The organism is Oceanicaulis sp. LC35, assembly GCF_052055585.1.
Taxonomy (GTDB): Bacteria; Pseudomonadota; Alphaproteobacteria; order Caulobacterales; family Maricaulaceae; genus Oceanicaulis.
The window spans coordinates 965,064-985,093 of sequence record NZ_CP170485.1 but is presented as its reverse complement, the minus strand read 5'-3'; the positions used below and the strand labels follow the sequence as shown (position 1 = coordinate 985,093).

18 protein-coding genes are annotated in these 20,030 nt (G+C 63.2%); 6 read left to right on the top strand and 12 right to left on the bottom strand.

What is annotated here, in order from left to right; translation table 11 throughout:
* The first annotated feature begins 28 nt into the window (after nucleotides 1-28).
* Nucleotides 29-694: a phosphoribosylformylglycinamidine synthase subunit PurQ gene (gene purQ, locus ACFELO_RS04595; RefSeq protein ID WP_440959396.1), complete on the top strand. Its 666-nt coding sequence runs from the start codon at nucleotides 29-31 to the stop codon at nucleotides 692-694.
* The gene (gene purL / locus ACFELO_RS04590) at nucleotides 691-2,934 is read left to right on the top strand and encodes a phosphoribosylformylglycinamidine synthase subunit PurL (protein ID WP_440959395.1); all 2,244 of its coding nucleotides are present in this window, start codon (nucleotides 691-693) and stop codon (nucleotides 2,932-2,934) included. Before purQ ends, purL begins: the two co-directional genes overlap by 4 nt.
* A gap of 71 nt (nucleotides 2,935-3,005) precedes the next feature.
* Here the strand turns inward: purL and ACFELO_RS04585 are convergent, their stop codons facing one another.
* Together ACFELO_RS04585 and ACFELO_RS04580 are read right to left on the bottom strand one after the other, a co-directional pair.
* A complete protein-coding gene (locus tag ACFELO_RS04585; protein ID WP_440959394.1) occupies nucleotides 3,006-3,476 on the bottom strand; it encodes a hypothetical protein in 471 nt (156 codons plus the stop codon).
* Nucleotides 3,477-3,635: 159 nt separating this feature from the next.
* Complete coding sequence (locus tag ACFELO_RS04580) at nucleotides 3,636-4,586, bottom strand: M28 family peptidase (protein ID WP_440959393.1); 951 nt, start codon at nucleotides 4,584-4,586, stop codon at nucleotides 3,636-3,638.
* A 96-nt stretch (nucleotides 4,587-4,682) separates the two neighbouring features.
* On the opposite strand from ACFELO_RS04580, the gene ACFELO_RS04575 reads away from it, so the two are divergent.
* Nucleotides 4,683-4,916 carry a BolA family protein gene (locus ACFELO_RS04575; RefSeq protein WP_440959392.1) on the top strand — a complete coding sequence of 78 codons (234 nt, stop codon included), beginning with the start codon at nucleotides 4,683-4,685 and terminating at the stop codon, nucleotides 4,914-4,916.
* A gap of 70 nt (nucleotides 4,917-4,986) precedes the next feature.
* Nucleotides 4,987-5,319: a Grx4 family monothiol glutaredoxin gene (gene grxD / locus ACFELO_RS04570; protein WP_440959391.1), complete on the top strand. Its 333-nt coding sequence runs from the start codon at nucleotides 4,987-4,989 to the stop codon at nucleotides 5,317-5,319.
* A 129-nt stretch (nucleotides 5,320-5,448) separates the two neighbouring features.
* On the opposite strand, the gene rpsD is transcribed toward grxD, so the two are convergent.
* The 5 genes from rpsD to ACFELO_RS04545 all read right to left on the bottom strand — a co-directional run bounded on the left by rpsD (nucleotide 5,449) and on the right by ACFELO_RS04545 (nucleotide 11,519).
* Nucleotides 5,449-6,066, bottom strand: coding sequence for a 30S ribosomal protein S4 (gene rpsD, locus ACFELO_RS04565; protein ID WP_440959390.1), 618 nt, complete (start codon nucleotides 6,064-6,066; stop codon nucleotides 5,449-5,451).
* A gap of 153 nt (nucleotides 6,067-6,219) precedes the next feature.
* Nucleotides 6,220-7,692, bottom strand: a complete 1,473-nt coding sequence (locus ACFELO_RS04560; RefSeq protein ID WP_440959389.1) for a hypothetical protein — start codon at nucleotides 7,690-7,692, stop codon at nucleotides 6,220-6,222.
* Between the two features lie 16 nt (nucleotides 7,693-7,708).
* Nucleotides 7,709-8,389: a hypothetical protein gene (locus tag ACFELO_RS04555; protein ID WP_440959388.1), complete on the bottom strand. Its 681-nt coding sequence runs from the start codon at nucleotides 8,387-8,389 to the stop codon at nucleotides 7,709-7,711.
* Between the two features lie 144 nt (nucleotides 8,390-8,533).
* The gene (locus ACFELO_RS04550) at nucleotides 8,534-10,582 is read right to left on the bottom strand and encodes a methyl-accepting chemotaxis protein (RefSeq protein WP_440959387.1); all 2,049 of its coding nucleotides are present in this window, start codon (nucleotides 10,580-10,582) and stop codon (nucleotides 8,534-8,536) included.
* Nucleotides 10,583-10,775: 193 nt separating this feature from the next.
* On the bottom strand, nucleotides 10,776-11,519 hold the full coding sequence (locus ACFELO_RS04545; RefSeq protein WP_440959891.1) for an RNA methyltransferase: 744 nt from the start codon (nucleotides 11,517-11,519) through the stop codon (nucleotides 10,776-10,778).
* A 150-nt stretch (nucleotides 11,520-11,669) separates the two neighbouring features.
* Between ACFELO_RS04545 and ACFELO_RS04540 the strand changes: the two genes are divergently transcribed.
* Both ACFELO_RS04540 and ACFELO_RS04535 read left to right on the top strand, forming a co-directional pair.
* On the top strand, nucleotides 11,670-12,893 hold the full coding sequence (locus ACFELO_RS04540) for an NADP-dependent isocitrate dehydrogenase (protein ID WP_440959386.1): 1,224 nt from the start codon (nucleotides 11,670-11,672) through the stop codon (nucleotides 12,891-12,893).
* 144 nt (nucleotides 12,894-13,037) lie between these two features.
* The gene (locus ACFELO_RS04535; RefSeq protein ID WP_440959385.1) at nucleotides 13,038-13,349 is read left to right on the top strand and encodes a hypothetical protein; all 312 of its coding nucleotides are present in this window, start codon (nucleotides 13,038-13,040) and stop codon (nucleotides 13,347-13,349) included.
* Here the strand turns inward: ACFELO_RS04535 and ACFELO_RS04530 are convergent.
* The 5 genes from ACFELO_RS04530 to recA form a co-directional block, all read right to left on the bottom strand.
* Nucleotides 13,346-13,696: a hypothetical protein gene (locus ACFELO_RS04530; protein ID WP_440959384.1), complete on the bottom strand. Its 351-nt coding sequence runs from the start codon at nucleotides 13,694-13,696 to the stop codon at nucleotides 13,346-13,348. The genes ACFELO_RS04535 and ACFELO_RS04530 overlap by 4 nt on opposite strands.
* On the bottom strand, nucleotides 13,696-15,429 hold the full coding sequence (locus tag ACFELO_RS04525) for a cation:proton antiporter domain-containing protein (RefSeq protein WP_440959383.1): 1,734 nt from the start codon (nucleotides 15,427-15,429) through the stop codon (nucleotides 13,696-13,698). Before ACFELO_RS04525 ends, ACFELO_RS04530 begins: the two co-directional genes overlap by 1 nt.
* Before the next feature lie 103 nt (nucleotides 15,430-15,532).
* Nucleotides 15,533-15,991: a nuclear transport factor 2 family protein gene (locus ACFELO_RS04520; protein WP_440959382.1), complete on the bottom strand. Its 459-nt coding sequence runs from the start codon at nucleotides 15,989-15,991 to the stop codon at nucleotides 15,533-15,535.
* Complete coding sequence (alaS, locus tag ACFELO_RS04515) at nucleotides 15,991-18,645, bottom strand: alanine--tRNA ligase (protein ID WP_440959381.1); 2,655 nt, start codon at nucleotides 18,643-18,645, stop codon at nucleotides 15,991-15,993. Before alaS ends, ACFELO_RS04520 begins: the two co-directional genes overlap by 1 nt.
* 170 nt (nucleotides 18,646-18,815) lie before the next feature.
* A complete protein-coding gene (gene recA, locus ACFELO_RS04510) occupies nucleotides 18,816-19,898 on the bottom strand; it encodes a recombinase RecA (protein ID WP_440959380.1) in 1,083 nt (360 codons plus the stop codon).
* Nucleotides 19,899-20,030 lie beyond the last annotated feature (132 nt).

Below are 20,030 nucleotides of genomic sequence, written 5' to 3'. Positions count from 1 at the left end.
GTTCGGACGAGCAAGAAGCGGATCTGACATGAAAACCGCCGTCATCGTCTTCCCCGGCTCGAACTGTGACCGCGACGCGGCCATGGCGCTCGAAGCCGTCACCGGCGTCAAGCCGGCCATGGTCTGGCATGAAGAGACCGAACTGCCTGAGGGGCTGGACTTCATCATGGTCCCCGGCGGCTTCTCCTATGGCGACTATCTGCGCTCGGGCGCGGTCGCTGCGCGCTCGCCGATCGTCAATGATCTCAAGAAGAAAGCCGAAGCCGGCGTGCCCATGCTGGGCGTGTGCAACGGCTTCCAGATCCTGACCGAAGCCGGGCTCCTGGACGGCACGCTGATGCGCAACGCCTCGCTCCATTTCGTGTGCGAGAAAGCGCCGCTGCTGGTGGAAACGGCGAACACCCGCTTCACCAAGGGTTATGCCGACCGCAAGGAGATCCTCATTCCCGTCGCGCACCATGACGGCAATTACTTCGCCGACGAGGCCACCCTCGACCGGATCGAAGGCGAAGGCCAGGTGGTCTTCCGCTACGCCAACAATCCCAACGGCTCCGCTCGCGATATTGCGGGCGTCACCAATGCGGCGGGCAATGTGCTGGGCATGATGCCCCACCCCGAACGCGCCGTGGACGCCGATCATGGCGGAACCGATGGATTGGCCCTGTTTGAAAGCGTGCTGGGGAAACTGTCATGAGCGAAGCTGTGAACCCGCGTTACGCCGACGGCATCACTGAAGAGATCGCCCTCGATCACGTCACCGCTGATGAATACGAGATCATCCTCAAGGAGCTTGGCCGCGCGCCGAACCTTGTGGAGCTCGGCATCTTCTCGGTCATGTGGTCCGAGCACTGCTCGTACAAATCCTCGCGCCTGCACCTGTCCAAATTCCCCACCAAGGGCGACAAGGTGATCTATGGCCCCGGCGAGAACGCCGGCGTCATCGACATTGGCGACGGTCAGGCCGCCATCTTCAAGATGGAGAGCCACAACCACCCCAGCTATATCGAGCCCTATCAGGGCGCGGCCACGGGTGTGGGCGGCATTCTGCGCGACGTCTTCACCATGGGCGCGCGTCCGGTGGCGCTGATGAATGCGCTGCGCTTTGGCGATCCCAAGCACCCCAAGACCCGTCAGCTGGTCGCGGGCGTCACCGCGGGCATTGGCGGCTATGGCAACTGCGTGGGCGTGCCGACCGTGGGCGGCGAGACCAATTTCGACAAGGGCTATAACGGCAACATCCTGGTGAACGCCATGGCTGTGGGCCTGGCCGATGCCGACAAGATATTCACCGCCGCAGCCCGCGAGCCTGACTTCCCTGTCCTCTATGTGGGCGCGAAGACCGGTCGCGACGGCATTCACGGCGCCACCATGGCGTCGGCGGAATTCGGCGAAGGCTCTGAAGAGAACCGCCCCACCGTGCAGGTCGGCGATCCGTTCACCGAGAAGAAGCTGATCGAAGCCTGCCTCGAACTGATGAGCGAAGACGCGATCAGCTCGATCCAGGACATGGGCGCCGCCGGTCTCACCTCCTCTTCGGTGGAAATGGCCTCGTCGGGGGGGCTGGGGATCGAGCTTGATCTTGATCACGTGCCCCAGCGCGAAGAGAACATGACCGCCTATGAGATGATGCTGTCAGAATCCCAGGAGCGGATGCTGATCATCATCAAGCCGGGCCGTGAGCATGTGGCCGAGCGTATCTTCCGCAAATGGGATCTGGATGTCGCCACCATCGGCAAGACCGCGCCGCATGGCCGTCTTGTCCTGCGTCACAAGGGCGAAGTGGTCTGCGACCTGCCGCTCGATCCGATTGGCGAGAACGCACCCAAATACGACCGCCCCTGGTTCCCCGCCGAAGCGCGCGGTTCCATCGATCCGGCAGACCTGCACCAGCCCGAGCATCTGGGCGAGGTGCTGGCGAGCCTGATGGGCAGCCCGGACATGGCGTCCAAGCGCTGGATCTGGCGTCAGTATGACCGGCACGTCATGGCCGATACGGCCGCCAGCTCTGAAGACCCCGCCGACGCGGCCATCGTGCGTGTTCACGGCACGAACAAGGCGCTGGCGATCACCACTGACTGCACCCCGCGCTATTGCTTTGCGGACCCGTTCGAGGGCGGCAAGCAGGCCGTGGCCGAAGCCTGGCGGAACCTCACCGCTGTGGGCGCCGACCCGATCGCGATCACCGACTGCCTGAACTTCGGCAATCCCGAACGCCCCGAAATCATGGGTCAGTTCGTGGGCTGCGTGGAAGGCATGGCCGAGGCCTGCAAGGCGCTCGACTTCCCCGTCGTGTCGGGCAATGTCTCGCTCTACAACGAGACCGATGGCGTCGCCATTCCGCCGACCCCGGCGGTGGGCGCTGTGGGCCTGATCCCGGATATGAGCCAGCGCATGGGCTTTGGCGGCATGACAGTGAACCAGGTGCTGCTGCTGGTGGGTGAAACCCGCGGCGAGCTGGGCGCCTCGCTCTATCTGCGTGAAATCGAAGGTCAGGAAAAAGGCGCCTCGCCGCGCGTGGACCTGGCTGTCGAAAAACGCAATGGCGACTTCGTCCGCACCGCGATCCGCGCGGGCAAGGTCAGCGCCGTGCACGACCTGTCTGACGGCGGTCTGGCTTGCGCCGCCGCTGATATGGCGATGGCCGCAGGCGTGGGCGTCAAGCTGGCCTATACGGGCGCCCTGCCCGTCTTCGCCTGGATGTTCGGTGAGGATCAGGGCCGCTATCTGATCGCCGCCGACGCGGACAAGGCCGAGGCCCTGCGCGCGGACGCCAAAGCGGCGGACGTGACGGTCGAAGTGGTGGGTCTGGCCGGTGGCCGCTTCATCTCGATCAATGGCGGTCACGCCGTGGACCTGATCCGTCTCAAACAGGCCCATGAAGGCTTCATGCCGGCCCTGATGGACGGCGAGCCGGAAGCGCGTGTCGCCGAATAGGCTCGGCCAGAGCGCAAAAAAGAAAGGCCGGGGCGATGCCCCGGCCTTTTTCGTTTCAGCCTGTCAGCCGATTAGCCGTTGCACTGGGCCAGTGCGGCGTTGTGGGCGACCGCCGCTTCACCCGCGCCCAGCTCCGCCGCACGGGCAAAGTCAGCAGCGGCGGACGCGTGATCACCGGCCAGCCAGAAGGCGCCGCCGCGGTTGGTGTAGGCTTCCCAGCTGTCGCCATTGCGCTCGATGGCGGTGGCGCAAGCGTCAGCCGTGCCTGCATCGCCTTCATTGGCGAGTGCGGCGCACAGATTGATCGCGGCCGCATTCTTGTTGCGGTTCGAGGTGCCCGATTCCAGCGCTTCAGACGCGAAGTGCGCCGCGTTGCGCCAGTCGCCCTGGTCCACACGACGTGCGGACTGACGCACATCAGAGTTGGGGCCGGACACGCCGACAAACATCGGAGCAGTGGGGCATTCTTGCGCCTGAGCTGCGCCAAAACCGGCCAGAACAAGTGCTGCGCCAGCGAAAACAGTACGAAGTGCGGTGGACATGGTCCTCTCCCTGATGACACCCATAATCGGGTATGCGCCGCTATTTACGGCGTATACATAGGTGCATCACCACACTTTGAAAAGTGAACGGTGTTTATTTTTGTTATGATTTCATGATGCGGCGCAAATTGTGCGCCGCATCAATCACTTGGCGATCTGCTATTGAGCCGCGTCCTGACCGATCACCGTATCGAGATCGGCATCAATGCGTTCTGCCAGCTCCACCGCCACGCTCACCGCGCCGAGGAAAAAGTCAGAACTGATCGTCTCGAACTCATCGGTCGTCTGGTGATAGTGCTCGTGATCCTCAACCCCGAGATAGAGGAAGGGAATGCCGCCCATATGGAAGGCGCCCTGATCGGACAACAGCGTCCAGTCATTGCGCGGGTCTTCGTCCGGGCTGTCATACCCCGCCGCCAGAATGATCGAGGCCTCGGCCGCAATCTCTTCCACGATCGGCGTCAGAGCGGGCGTGTGATACGGACCCGCCGCCCAGATATCATTGTCCGGGCTATAGCCCAGCATGTCGAAATTGAGGTTGAAGGCGACCGGCGCCGCGCCCTCGACCGGATGGGCGACCACTTCACGAGCGCCTCGAAGGCCGGCTTCCTCGGCGTCGAACGCCATGATCAGGATGTCGTGCTCGGGCGGGTTGGCCATAAAGTGCGCCGCCGTCGCCAGCAGCGCGGCTACGCCAGACGCATTGTCATCAGCGCCGTTATAGATCTCGCCCGCTTCGTTCTGACCCACATGGTCATAATGGGCGGTCACGGCGATGGCGCGCGAACGGTCCGCGCCGGGAATGACGCCAATGACATTGACGGCGTTCACGGTCTCGCGCGGTGAATTGGGATCGCGGAAATCAAGCGCCTGCTCATAGCTGAAGGGGTGCTCATACCCCTCGCCCACCGTCTCGACGCCCATCTCAGTCAGGCGGTCGATGATATAGGCGCGCGCACGGGCATTGCCTTCGCTTTCCACCTCGCGGCCCTTCATTTCGTCAGAGCTGATCACGCACAGATCGGCCCAGGCCTGCGGCTCCAGGCCGGTGCAATCAGAAGCAGCCGGGGCGGCCAGAGCCGTGGTGAGCAACAAAGCGGACAGCAGCATTAGACGAATCTCCGTAATATCCCTGTGAAAGCTAGGGTTCCGGGCGCGCCCGGTGTGATGGTATGGCTCACCCTAGCACTGCGCAGGAGAGACGCCATGCCCATGAATGCTGAAGACATTGTCAGCCTCATCAAGGAAGGCGTTCCCGGCGCCGAGGTCGAACTGACAGATCTCGCCGGCGACGGCGATCACTACAAGGCTGTGGTCATCTCGGACGCCTTTGAAGGCCTGTCCCGCGTCAAGCAGCATCAGCTGGTCTATGCCGCTCTGAAGGGCCGCATGGGCGGCGAGCTGCACGCCCTGGCGCTGGAAACCCGCACACCGGGCTGACGCACCCCGATTGAACTTTCCCGCTCGCCCTCCCATCTTTGGGCGAACGCACCATAAGGAACCCTCTCCCATGTCTGACGACGCCACTCAGGAAGCGATCAGGAAAGCCGTCACCGAAAACGACGTCGTCCTGTTCATGAAAGGCACCCCCACCTTCCCGCAATGCGGCTTCTCCTCCGTGGTGGCGCGCGTGCTTGATCATGTGGGCGTGGAATACGCCGCCGTGAACGTGCTCGAAGACCACGCCGTGCGCGAGGGCATCAAGACCTATTCGGACTGGCCGACCATTCCCCAGCTCTATGTGAAGGGTGAATTCGTCGGCGGCTGCGACATCGTCAAGGAGATGTTCGAAGCGGGAGAGCTGCAACAGCTCTTCAAGGAAAAGGGTCTCGTGGAGGCCTAGGCCGCCGCGCTCCTGAAACGACAAGAGCCCGCCTTTGATGGCGGGCTTTTTTGTTTCTGCGTCCAAGCGACCAAAGAAAAAGCCCGCTGCGTGGCAGCGGGCTTTTCCGTGTCTCTTCGTCCTCGAAAATTACGAGGAGTAGAATTCGACCACCAGGTTCGGCTCCATCTTCACCGGGTACGGAACTTCGTTGAATTCCGGCTTGCGGGTGAAGACAGCCTTCATGCCTTTGGCGTCGAGGTCGAGATAATCAGGCACGTCACGTTCCGGAGAGCCCAGCGCTTCGAGCACCAGAGCCATGGAGCGGGACTTTTCGCGCACTTCAACCACATCACCCGGCTTGACCATGTAAGAGGCGATGTTGACGCGCTTGCCGTTCACACGGACGTGGCCGTGGTTGACGAACTGGCGAGCTGCGAAGACGGTCGGCACGAATTTGGCGCGATACACGATCGCGTCCAGACGGCTTTCCAGCAGACCGATCAGGTTTTCAGCCGTGTTGCCTTTCAGGCGCTGCGCTTCGGTGTAGATGCGCTTGAACTGCTTCTCGGTGATGTTGCCGTAATAGCCTTTGAGCTTTTGCTTGGCGCGCAGCTGCAGACCGAAGTCCGACAGCTTGCCGGCGCGGCGCTGGCCGTGTTGACCCGGGCCGTAGGAACGCTTGTTCACCGGGGACTTGGCGCGGCCCCAGATGTTTTCGCCCATGCGGCGGTCAATTTTGTATTTCTGCGAATGACGCTTCGACATAGTCTTTCCTTCGTGACGCGGCCCGGCCCTGATCCCTCGGTCAGGGCAATTCAAACGGCGGTCCACGCATCGTCCGTTGCCATGAAAACAAGGCTCGTCCGGCAAGCCGGCGAGCGAGGGAAGCACGGGTTATGAGCAAACACCGCCCGCGAGTCAATCGCCGCGCTGCCAAGAAGCCTGCCGCCACACGCTATAAAGCGCACTGAGCGCACTCAGCCCCCCGACCGCCAGCGCTTTCAGGGCGAAGCCAGGCGCGCTGACCTGCTCCAGCGCGTCCGCGTTCAGAAGACAGGATGCGGTCTCATAGCCATACCGGCCCAGCTCGGGCTGGTAGACGGCGCAGCCTGAAAAGACCGACGCCTGCAACAGCCCGTGCGCCAGCGCACCGAACATTCCCAGCGTCACCAGCGTGATCAACAGGGCAGAGGCCCGGCAGGAGAGCGCCGCGATCAGGGCCAGCATGGGCGCCAGGACATGCAGGTCTGAAAGATCGGCAACACCCCTCAGCCCCATCAGCAGGACCCCGAGGGTGTAAACCGGCAGGATGAAGGCGGGCGCTTTGACGATTGCGGGCAAGGCGCGCCAGTACAATTCCCAGCGCATCAGGACAAGGATCAGAAGCCCCAGCGCAATTGCGCGCCAGCCCGGCCCTGGAAGAAGGCCCGACGCGCCGCCATCCCCGGCAAAGGCGGCCAGAATCGACCAGAGCCGAACGATGAAGCCCTGATCCAGCCCGGGCGACGCCATCGGAGCCTGAGCGCTGGTGACAACGTAGATGAGCCAGCCTGCCCCGATCAGCAGCGCCAGCCCCATGGAAAAGACGCGTAGGACCAGCCATTCCCCATCCAGCCTCTGCGCCTTGTGAAGCACCACGCCCCGCCAGATGAAATAACCGCCCAACCCGAGCCAGACCGCCAGGGTCAGGGTGTCGGCCCAGATGCCCAGCCCCAGCGCCAGCCCGAGCCCAAGGCTCGCCGTCAGCTCATTGCGGCGCGACAGAGCGATCAGGGCTGCACTGGCGAAGCCCAGACAGGCCAGGGTCACGCCCGAACCGCCCACCGCCGTCATCTGCGCGAAAAACTGGGGAAACATGAATGGCCAGGCCGCCATCAACACGGCTTTTCCCGGGTCGATATAGTCGTAGCGCAGCGCCGCCCCCACGCTCGCGGCAAAGCCAAGTATGGCCAGGCACCAGACACCCAGCCTGTAAAAGCGGATCTGATCCGGCCAGCTCCAGCCTCGGGCGAGATAGCGCATGGGCGCCAGAAGCCCCAGGGTCAAAGGATGCGCGCGACGCTGAGCGCTGTCAGCCGCGCCCGGCGGCGACGTGTCTTCAAGCGCCTGCCCTGCATATCCGGTCCGACCGTCGCCCGGCAGACCTGAAGGCCAGGGGCCCGCAAAACCCAGCCGGTCCGTATTGAGGCGGTCATCGCCCCGGACAGCTATCTGACCGCTGGTCGTGAGCTCGATCAGCGCAGCGACCTGAACCGCTTCTTGCCGACCTTCAAAAGCGGGCAGGAACGCCAGATAGCCCAGCCCCGCCAGAAACACGCCCAGCAGCATCCGCCGCCAGGCCGGGCCCAGAACCCCGAGAATCAATGACACAGACGTGCACCAGAGCGTCATGACCAGCTCCAGCGCCTCAGCTTTCTGACAGGCGCGCTTCACACTGCGCCAGGCTCTCGCCTTCCGGTTCCAGCGTCAGTCGGACCGAGCGCACCAGCACAGCCTGTCCGTCTCCGGCGTCTCCGGGCCAGATGCCCAGCCATTCCGCACCATTGGGCTGGGCGGAGGGCGAGACCTGATAGCACAGGCCTACCGTGGACCAGCTGCTTGTGACCGGACGCAGGGTGCGTTCGGAATCGCCATGCCCCACGGTGAAATACCCAAGACGAATCTGCTCGATACGGGAGTCCTGAGCGGTTTGCGCCTCCACCTCGAAACGCACGACCCGACCAATGGCGTTGGCTTCCCATTCTGCAGGCAGGGCCGCCCCCACGCCTGCCGACAACAGACCGGCCGCCTCAAACGACGCGGTCGCGCTCAGGCGCGCAATGGGTTCGCCAGCCGGTCCATAGGTCAGCTCAAAGCGCGTGCCCGGCCCCGGAATAAGCTGAGCCAGGGCTTCGGCTTCCATGATGAATTGCGTATCGGAGATTTCAGGTTCGACCGTGCCCGGACGCAGATTGAGCGCCAGAACAATCAGCCCGCCTGTCACCAGCGCCGACGCAGGCAGGAACACCCAGTCAGGCGGCGACCAGCGTCCGGAGCGGCGCACAAGATCAGCAAACGGATTGGTGGATGGGGTCTCAGTCTGGGCCATGACGCTGCTGGCGGATCCTTCAAACCTCTCCTCAGTAAAGGATAACGGCGCGTCTGGATACCGCCCGACGCAACCCGCCCCAAAAGCAGACAGGCCGCCCTTCCCGCAGGAAGGACGGCCTGACGGCAGCTTCGCCCATGGGGGTCAGGCGGCTGTCTTCACGGATGCCTCGCGCGATTGCCCGCTCTTGCGACGCTCCGGTCCCTTATAGCCGGGGTCATCCCCTTCACGACGGTTGAGCGGGCCTTCCTTGATCGCTTCGAAGAATTGCTCAACGGCTTCGCGCAAGGTGTCGGACTGGCTGGTGAAGGCGTCAGAGGTCTGCTCCAGCATCCCCGCCGCGCTTTCAGTGTCCGCCACAGCCTCGCCGACATCGCGCACGCCCTTGGCCAGCGTCGCGGTGCTCTCTGCGGCGCGCGACGTGCTTTGAGAGATTTCACGCGTGGCGGCGCCCTGCTCCTCGATCGCGCTGGCGATCGAGGCGGTGGCTTCGTTGATCTCGTCACTCATCTTGGCGATGCCCCGGATGGAATCGACCGAACCGCTCATCGAGCTCTGGATGTCTCGCACCAGGCTGGCGACGCTCTCGGTCGCCTTGCTGGTCTGTTCGGCCAGGTCCTTCACCTCGCTTGCAACAACCGCAAAGCCCTTGCCCGCATCGCCAGCGCGCGCCGCCTCGATCGTGGCGTTCAACGCCAGAAGATTGGTCTGCTCGGCGATATCATTGATGAGGTCGATCACGTCATTGATGCTCGACACCCGGTCCGCCAGCGCTTCGATCTGATCCACCGAGTGTTGCGAGCGCTGACCAGCGTCAGACACCTTCTCGGATGCGCTTTCGGTCAGGCGGGCGATCTCCTGGATCGAGCTCGCCAGCTCCTCGGCCGCAGCTGCAACTGTCTCGACGCTGGAGGCGGTTTCACCGGCGGCGCTGTCCGCCGTCCTCGCCTGTTCATTGGCGAAGGTGGCCTGAGAGTTGAGACGCCCTGCGGTATGGCGCATCTCATGGGTCCGCTCGGCGAGAATCTTCAGGATGCTCTCGACCTTGTGCCGGAAGACATCAATGGCGTCGTGCGTCGCCTGGGAGCGCTCTTCACGCTCCTTGCTGGAGGCCAGCGCCTCTGTTTCCATACGGATGCGGTTGATCTCACCCGTCCGCAAATCCTCGACAGCTCGGAACAGATCGCCCAGCTCATCCTTGCGATTCACGCCGCGGACCTTGAACTCGAGGTCTCCCTTGCGGACGCGGGCGATGCCGCTAACGACAGCGCTCACATTGGACATGATCAGACGGACGACCATGAAGGCGCCCAGAATCGCCAATCCCAGCCCGACCAGTCCCAGAACCGTGCTGAACAGTTTTTGCTGGGTGAAGGCGGCCTCGATCTCTTGTCCGGCCTGGTCCTGAAGCTCGACCACATCAGAGACAACAGTGCTGACCGCGCCGGCAAGTTGCGGCCCGATCTGATCGAGAACATTGCGCGACAGGGCGTTCAGTTGTTCGGTGATGTCGACCGCCGCAGAAAATCTCTCATTGTAGAGGATGACATCATCAAGAATGGGCTGGACCGCGCCGGTCATGATCTGACCATCAGATTGCAGCCCCCGGCTCAGCATGGACTGCATGGTCTGAAGCTCGGACTGAGCCCGGTCATAGCTGGGACCATAGCCTTCGGTCAGCGCACGGCGGCCATAATAACGCGCCTGAAGCAATGCCCGGATACTCTCAGCGACCAGCAGCATGGACTGGTCCGCCCCCATCATTTCAGCCACCGCCAGCGTATCACCCAGCTGCCCGAGCAAACGGTCCTCGAAATCGGTCAGGGCGGTGATCTCGTCATCCAGCAACTGGCGTCGGGTGATATATTGCTCGAAGGCTTCAGCGTACTGGTCACCGAACTGGTCAACGCGGGCGAGATCGTTGCGAACCTCGTCATTGGACATGCGCGATTGCGCCTCGACGATTTCGTTGACCAGATGCTCCCGGCTTGTCCGCGCCTCTTCGGCGATCGCCGGGTCGCCGGTCACCCTGTAGACATAGGTGTCGTTGCGAAAACTGGCGACGGTCTCCTGAATGGACGCCATATCCACGGAGGCCTGAGAGATTGTCCTGAAGCGCGCGAAATTGGCGCCACTGGCCGAAGCGAACACAAACCCCGCCACGACCATCACGATGACAATGACAGCCATCATTCCGAACCCGCCGAATAGCTGGGTCCTTAGCGACAATGAATTCAGCACGGTGCTCTCCCTGTAAGCACTTCACAGGGTTTCAGAATGGCGCCGTTTCTTCTCAGGATTGTAAATCAGGTGATCGATCTCGCCCCTAAGGAGATCATCCTTGGCGATGCGAATACAGATATAATCAACCTATGGATTCGCTTGACTAATTACGTTCAATGCGTGCCTTGCCCCGGCCTATCGCCAGCGCCTTGATGACACCGCGAAGGGTGCGCACCTCTTGCAGCGTTAACCCTCCGCGCGCGAATGCGTTGATCAGGTTCTGCATCATCAGGGGCGTCTTTTCGGGCGGATAGAAGAAGCCAGCCCGCTCCAGCTCATCCTCAAGATGGTTATAGAAGGCCTGCATCTCCTGCTCGCTGGCGCGATCCTCCAGCGGCTTGAACTCTGCCGGGGTCGGCTCGCCCGCCCGCCATTCATGGGCGAAGACCCCGACGGCCATGGCGAGATTGAGCGAGCTGAAACTGCGATCCACCGGCAATGTGATGATCGCGTTCGACAGCGTGATCGCAGCATTGGGCAGGCCGGATTTCTCGGCCCCGAACAACACGCCGACCCGTTGACCGGCTTCCACATGGCCGCGGATCTCAGCCATGCCCTCACGCGCCGTGAAGACCGGCTTGACCATGTTGCGCGGCTGGGCGGTCGAGGCGAACAGCAGCTGACAATCAGCCACAGCCTCTTCCAGCGTGGCATAGACTTTGGCGTTGCCGAGCACCGGCGAGCCCGTCGCCATCGACACCGCCTTGGGATTGGGCCAACCGTCGCGGGGATTGACGATCCGCAGCTCGGGAATCCCGAAATTGCCCATCGCACGGCACGCCGCACCGATATTCTCGCCCATCTGGGGCTCGACCAGAATAAAGACAGGGGTCTGGGGTTCGACCATGGTCGGGTCTGACTCAGTCACGGGCGCCCTCTTTCTCTTCACGCGAGGCGGTGCTAGACACCCGCCACACATTCGTCCACCCCTCGACATGGCATGTCGCACATCCCATGTGCGTCACCACATGCCCACAGAACATGGAAGACACGCTTCATGGCCAAGATCAAAGTCGACAATCCGGTCGTCGAACTCGACGGCGACGAGATGACCCGCATCATCTGGGCGCTGATCAAGGAAAAGCTGATCCTGCCCTATCTGGACATCGACCTGAAATACTACGACCTGTCGATCCAGAAGCGCGATGAGACCGACGACCAGATCACCGTCGAGGCCGCCGAGGCCATCAAGCATTACGGCGTTGGCGTGAAATGCGCCACCATCACCCCGGACGAAGCCCGGGTTGAGGAATTCGGCCTGAAGAAGATGTGGAAGTCGCCGAACGGCACCATCCGCAACATTCTTGGCGGCGTGGTGTTCCGCGAGCCGATCGTGATCAAGAACGTGCCGCGGCTGGTTCCGGGCTGGACCAAGCCGATCGTCATCGGCCGTCACGCCTTTGGCGACCAGTACAAGGCCACCGACATGAAAGTGCCGGGTCCGGGCAAGCTGACCCTGACCTACACCCCGTCTGACGGCGGCGAGCCGATCACCCACGAAGTGTTCGACTTCCCGAGCTCCGGCGTGGCCATGGGCATGTATAACCTGGACGAGTCGATCCGCGACTTCGCCCGCGCCTCGCTGCGCTATGGCCTCGACCGTAAATGGCCGGTCTACCTGTCCACCAAGAACACCATCATGAAAGCCTATGACGGCCGCTTCAAAGACATCTTCCAGGAAGTCTATGAGAGCGAGTTCAAGGCCGACTTCGACAAGCTGGGCATCATCTATGAGCACCGCCTGATCGACGACATGGTGGCGGCTGCGATGAAATGGTCCGGCGGCTTTGTCTGGGCTTGTAAAAACTATGACGGCGACGTTCAGTCCGACACCGTGGCGCAAGGCTTCGGCTCGCTGGGCCTGATGACCTCGGTGCTGATGACGCCGGATGGGAAGACCGTGGAAGCGGAAGCCGCGCACGGCACCGTGACCCGTCACTATCGCCAGCACCAGCGCGGCGAGAAGACCTCCACCAACTCCATCGCCTCGATCTTCGCTTGGACCCGTGGCCTGAAATACCGCGGCAAGATGGACGGTAATGAGCAGGTTGAAGCCTTTGCCGAAAGCCTGGAGCAGACCATCATCAAGACCGTCGAAGCCGGTTACATGACCAAGGACCTGGCGCTGCTGGTCGGCGATCAGCAAGGCTGGCTGTCCACCGAGGGCTTCCTCGACACCGTGGCCGAGCGCTTTGCCGAAGTCATGAAAGACAAGGTGTAAGGCGTCTCACCTTTCACACTTAGACTGGAAAAGGCCGGGCGCTTGCCCGGCCTTTTTTGTGTCCGGCTCCAGCTGTCCAAGATTTAACTCGCGTCTCAGCCCGCCTTGCGTGTTAAAGTCAGACTTTAATTTATGGAGCCAATCATGAAACGCCGCATGCTGTTCCTCATGGGCCTGTCTGCGCCTCTGGCGCTGAGCGCCTGCGTCTCCGTAGACACCTATGACCGGCGGTCCGCCTATGCCGAGTGCCGGGAGATCAGCGACAAGGCTGCGCGGGACACCTGCATCGAGCGCAGCATGGAGGCCGCCCGCACCGAGCGCTACGAGACTGCGGAAGAGTTCCAGCGTCGTCAGGAAGAGTTCGAGGATCGCTATGCCCGCGACCGCGCGATGGGCGTGCCAGAAGACCTCGCAGGTCGTCGCCCCAGCGATATTCTGGACGACCGTCCGAACTAGGTGACCGCTTCAGGCTGTTGCGCCAGCAGGAACAACAACGCCAGCATCAGGGCGAAGCCCGTGCCCAGCCCCCAGAGCAGCCAGCGCGCATGGCGCCAGGGCCCGCGAAAGCGGGACATCTGGACCAGAAGGTCCGCCGGATAGCCTGCGCAATACAGAACATTCGCGCCCATCGCCATGACGATCAGCTCGGGCAGGCTGAGCCCGAATCCATTCCAGTTCGCCACATCCAGACCCTGAACCGCGATCACCGCAGCGAGCAGTACGACGTTGTAGATCACGCGCCCGCGTTCCCAGAACACCAGCGCGTCACTGGCGACGGTCTGAAAGCTCACAGGCTGGCTCATCAGGCGATCTCGGAGGCGTAGACATCCTCGCGCTCCGCCGCCAGACGGTCCCGTACCGTATCCGCACTCAGACCCATATCCTCAAGCGCCCGGCCTGCGAGCTGCAAGGCGGCTTCCGCGGTCTCAAGCGTGACATGGCTGGCGCCCGCCGCTTCCAGCTCCACCGCATGGCGCCGATCCCGCGCGCGGGCGAGGATCAGCGCGTCCGGGCGCAAGCGCCGCGCGGTGCGCACCATGTCAGACGCTTTCTGAGGATTGTCGACGGTCACGACGAACATGTCCGCCCGTGCAGCGCCAGCGCGTTCGAGAAACTCCTCGCGTCCCGCATCACCGTAATAGACCGGCCAGCCTTCGCGACGCCCGTCGGCGACCTTCTGGGCGTTCATATCAAGCCCGATCAGGGAGACATTCTCGGTCTCCAGCACCCGCGCCATGGTGCGCCCCACCCGGCCAAAGCCGGCGATGATCACATGACCTTCCATCTCCACCAGATCTGAAGGCAGCTCGCCCTGCCCTGCACTACCCTCGGGCTCGGCGGCCAGCTTGCGACCGATCGCGGCCAGCGCCGGGGTCATCAGCATGGACAGGCCTGCGATGGCGGCGACCAGCGTGGACACGTCCGCCGGGATCACACTGCCCGCGCTGGCGGTGGCCAGCACCACAAAGGCGAACTCGCCCGCCGGGGCCAGAAGGAAGGCCGCCTCCAGCGACAGGCGATGATCGCCCGCAAACAGGCGGCAGGCGAGATAGACCAGCGCAGCCTTGACCAGAAGCATCACGACCAGGCCCGCAATGACCACGCCCGCATTCTGCCACACCGCGCCCAGGTCCAGGCCCATTCCGACGGTCATGAAGAAGACGCCCAGCAAGAGCCCCTTGAAGGGTTCGAGATCGATCTCGGCCTGATGCTTGAACTCGGTCTCGCCCAGCATCAGACCGGCCAGAAACGCCCCCAGCGCCAGAGACAGGCCCGCGCCCGCGGTCAACATGGAAGCGCCCACCACGACAGCAAGCGTCAAGGCCATCAGAAGATCACGCCCGCCCGCCTTGGCGACCAGGCGAAAGACCGGGCGCAGCACCAGACGCCCCAGCAACAAGATCCAGGCGAGCGCCAGAAGCCCTTGAAACAGCGCGCTTAAGAGCGCCGCGCCAATATCCACCCCGGAATCGCGCGTCAGGAATCCTACAAGGATCAGGATCGGCGCGACCAGAATGTCCTGCATCAGAAGAACGGCCAGTGACGCGCGACCGACGGGGGCCGCCGTACGGCGTTCCTCGGCCATGATCTGCATGACAATGGCGGTCGAGGACAGCGCCAGCGCCAGACCGATCACAAGAGCGGCAGGCGCGGTCTGACCGATCAAGAAACACGCCACGCCCAGAACGGCGGCGCTGCCGAAGGCTTGCAATCCCCCGGCGCCAAACACGGCCCGGCGCAATTGCCAGAGCCGTTTGAAGGACAGCTCAAGCCCCAGAAGAAACAGGAGAAAGAGCACGCCCAGCTCCGCAAAGGGCTTGGCGGCTTCGGGCTCGGAAATCGTCACCCATTCCAGCGCGGTGAAACGTTCGGCCAGCCCGCCCAGAGCAAACGGCCCCAAGGCGAGACCCGCGATCAGGAACCCCAGAACCGAGCTGAGCTTGAACAGGCGAAAGAGCGGCACCACGACGCCGGCGGCGATCAGGAAGACCACCGCATCCTTCAACCAGATTTCATAGCCATGCCCGTGTTCCATAGTGCGCCCCTCTTCGCCCGAATTGGCCTTGAGGTTAACCCTAAACGCGAAAGTCCAGACGCTTTATGAATGACGGGGACAAAAACGGTGCGGCGAAAGCGCCCTAGCCGCCCGCTGGGCCGCCTTCGCGCTTGAGCGTGACGAAGACTTCGGACGCGATGCGCCAGTCATCGCCATCAAGGCGCCATTTGGCGAAATACCGGCCCGCATAGCGCACTTCGAAGCCCTGGGCGGACCATTGGCCTTTCCAGCGCCCGGTCTCGGCGGCCAGAAGCCCGTCCTCGCCCACATCAATGCGCATGGGCGAGCGCACATAGCTGACATCCGGCGCCTGAGTGATGATCGAGCGCCAGGCGTCCAGCTGGGCGTCGCGCCCGGCCATCAGCTCGGCGTCATCTCCGGGCACCAGGGTGCAGTCTTCGCACAGGGCGGCTTCGATGGCGGCATAATCGCGGTCCGACAGCGCCTGATTGAAGGCGGTGCGGGCGGCGGCGATCTGTTTCGCCACCGCCTTGTCGCCTGTCAGCTGGATATCAGCGCCCGGCTTGGCTCGCTTGACCATCAGCCCGCCAGAACCTGACGAATGGCCGCCAGCGCGTCTTCGGCCTTGTCGCCATCCGGGCCGCCCGCCTGAGCGAAGTCCGGACGACCACCGCCGCCCTTGCCCCCCACGGCGGCAGAGCCTGCACGCACAAAATCGACCGCGCTCATCGAGCCCACAAGGTCATCGGTCAGGCCCACAGCCAGCGCCGCCTTGCCTTCATTGACGCCCACAAAGGCGGCGATGCCCGAGCCCATCTGCTTGCGGGCCTCATCCACGAGACCGCGCAGATCCTTGCCGCCAACGCCTTCGACAACGCGGGCGATCAGCTTGACGCCATTGATCTCTTCAGGACCGGCCGGCGCAGCGCCGCCGCCCCCGCCCATGGCGAGCTGTTTCTTGGCTTCTGCGAGCTGACGCTCCAGCGTCTTGCGCTCGGCCTGCAGCGCCTCGATGCGTTCCACCAGCTCAACGGTCGGCACTTTCAGGGCCGCTGCCGCGTCTTTCGCCTTGTTCGCTTCGGTCTCGAGCCATTGCCGCGCCGCTTCGCCCGTCACCGCTTCCAGGCGACGCACGCCGGCGGCGGCGGAGCTTTCACCCACGATCTTGAACAGGGCGATATCGCCGGTGCGGTTCACATGGATGCCGCCGCACAGCTCGACCGAATAGGCCTTGTCATCAGACTTGAGCGAAGAGCCCATGGCCAGCACGCGCACGGTCTCGCCATACTTCTCGCCAAAGAGCGCCAGCGCGCCCGCCTCGATCGCCTTCTCGGGCGTCATTTCGGCGGTTTTCGCCTCGGCATTCTGACGGATCACCGCATTGACCTGCGCCTCGATGGCCCGGGTCTCCGCCTCGGTCAGCGCCTTGGCGTGGGAGAAGTCAAACCGCAAACGGTCCGGCCCCACATAGGAGCCTTTCTGGGTGACGTGCGGGCCGAGCACATCGCGCAGGGCGGCGTGCAACAGGTGCGTGGCGGAGTGGTTGGCGCGCACTTTCGTGCGGCGCTCGGCATCCACGTTCAGAGCGGCCGTATCGCCAACCTTGATCGAACCGCCTTCCAGAACGCCGATATGGGCGTAGATCGAGCCTGCGCGTTTCTGCACGTCGGTGACCGTGAAGGTCGCGCCATTGTCGAAAGTGATGGCGCCCGCATCACCGATCTGACCGCCGCCTTCGGCATAGAAGGGGGTGGATTTGAAGATCAGCTCCGCGCCCTGCCCGGACGACAGCGCGGACTGCTCGGCGCCATCGGCGATGATGGCGGTCAGCTCCGATTGGCCGTCATGATTTTGATAGCCCGTGAAATCGGTTGCGCCGAGACGGTCGCGGACTTCGAACCAGAGCGCATCCGGCGCCGCCTGGCCGGACCCGGTCCAGCTGGCGCGGGCATCGGCGCGCTGGCGCTCCATGGCCGCGTCAAACCCGGCATGATCCACGCTCAGCCCACGGGTGCGAAGCGCATCCTCAGTCAGGTCCAGCGGGAAGCCATAGGTGTCATAAAGCTTGAACGCGGTCTCGCCCGGCAGCGCATCGCCTTCCTTGAGGTTGGCGGTGGCTTCATCAAGCAGGGTCAGACCGCGGCCCAGCGTGCGCTGGAACCGCTCTTCCTCGCCGCGCAGGGTCTCCTCGATCACCGGCAGGGCGCGCGGCAGTTCGGGGAAGGCTTCGCCCATCTCGTCAGACAGGGTTTTCGCCAGACCGAAGAGGACCGGCTCATTAGCGCCCAGAAGGTGCGCGTGGCGCATGGCGCGGCGCATGATCCGGCGCAGCACATAGCCCCGGCCTTCATTGGACGGCGTCACGCCGTCCGCAATCAGGAAGGAGGTGGAGCGCAAATGGTCGGCGATCACCCGGTGGCTCGCCAGCGCATCGCCCTCGGCCTTCACCTTCAGCGCGTCTTCAGAGGCGTTGATCAGCGTCTTGAACAGGTCGACATCATAGTTGTTGTGAACGCCCTGCAGCACGGCCGCGATGCGCTCAAGGCCCATGCCCGTGTCGATCGAGGGCTTGGGCAGGTTGATGCGCTCACCGCCCGCCTGCTGCTCGAACTGCATGAAGACGAGGTTCCAGATCTCGATGAAGCGGTCGCCATCTTCTTCGGGTGAGCCCGGAGGGCCGCCCCAGATGTTCTCACCGTGATCAAAGAAGATTTCAGAGCACGGACCGCACGGGCCGGTATCGCCCATGGACCAGAAATTGTCCGAGGTGGAGATACGGATGATACGGTCATCAGACAGGCCCGCAATCTTGCGCCACAGGCCCGCGGCTTCCTCATCCTCGGAATAGACCGTCACCAGCAGCTTGTCCTTGGGCAGGCCAAACTCCTGGGTCACCATCTTCCAGGCGAACTCGATGGCGTTGTCCTTGAAATAGTCGCCGAAAGAGAAATTCCCCAGCATTTCAAAGAAGGTGTGGTGGCGGGCCGTATAGCCCACATTATCCAGGTCGTTGTGCTTGCCGCCGGCGCGCACGCATTTCTGCGAGCTGGTGGCGCGCACATAATCGCGACGCTCAGCCCCGGTGAACACGTTCTTGAACGGCACCATGCCCGCATTCACGAACAGCAAGGTGGGATCATCCTGCGGCACCAGAGGCGCGGACTGGACGATCTCATGGCCTTCTTTGGCGAAGAAATCGAGGAACTGGCTTCGGATATCGCGCAAGGCGGTCATGGGGCACTCCGGGCGCTGGCGCGCGGCGTTTGAGAGGAAGGCCGCCTGCTCAAGCGGCGGCCTTTGGATATCGGTTCTCCCCCATATACGAACGGGCGCCCGGTCAAGCCAAGCGCCCGTTGTAGATTCATCACCGAAATCAGGGGTGATGCGGCAGTTTAAACGCAGCCCTAGCCGGTGGCTTCGTCGTCCAGATCATCATCCTCACCCGGACCCACCAGCAGCTCATCCGCGATGAGGCCCGCATTCTTGCGCACCTGCGCCTCGATCCGGTCTGCAATCTCGGGATTGTCGAGCAGGAACTGACGCGCGTTCTCGCGGCCCTGACCGATGCGTTCGGAGTCGTGGGAATACCAGGAACCCGACTTCTCGATGATATTGCCCTTCACCCCCAGATCCAGCAGCTCGCCGGTCTTGGAAATGCCTTCGCCGTACAGGATGTCGAACTCGACCTCGCGGAAGGGCGGGGCCACCTTGTTCTTGACCACTTTGACGCGGGTCTGGTTGCCGATCACCTCATCGCGGTTCTTGATCGCGCCGATGCGGCGGATGTCCAGACGCACAGAGGAGTAGAATTTCAGCGCATTACCGCCGGTCGTGGTTTCGGGCGAGCCGAACATCACGCCGATCTTCATGCGGATCTGGTTGATGAAGATCACCAGGCATTTGGACTTGGAGATCGAGGCGGTCAGCTTGCGCAGCGCCTGGCTCATCAGGCGGGCCTGAAGACCGGGCAGGGAATCGCCCATATCGCCCTCGAGCTCGGCGCGCGGGGTCAAAGCCGCCACGGAGTCGATCACCAGCACGTCAATTGCTCCCGAACGCACCAGCGTATCGGCAATTTCGAGCGCCTGCTCGCCGGCATCCGGCTGGGAGACCAGCAGCTCGCCCACATCCACCCCGAGCTTGCGGGCATAGACCGGGTCAAGCGCGTGCTCGGCGTCCACAAAGGCTGCGGTGCCGCCCGCCTTCTGACATTCCGCCACGGTGTGCAGGGCGAGCGTCGTCTTGCCCGAGCTTTCCGGGCCGTAGATTTCCACGATCCGGCCCTTGGGCAGGCCGCCCACGCCCAGCGCGATATCCAGGCCCAGAGAGCCGGTGGAAATCGCCTGAATGTCCTGGTCCGGCTTGGCGCCCAGCTTCATCACCGAGCCTTTGCCAAAGGCGCGATCGATTTGAGTCAGGGCCGCTTCAAGCGCTTTTTGTTTATCCATGTCGCCGTCTTTCACCACGCGCAGATTTGACTGTGCCATCAGGTCGGCCCTCCTTATTTCACGCCCGACCGAGTCGGGCAATGAAGCCAACCGTACTTATTTTGTTCCAGGAACGCAACAGGAACATATTCCGCATGAGAACAGCGGCAGGCGCCCCAGCGCGATCAGGGC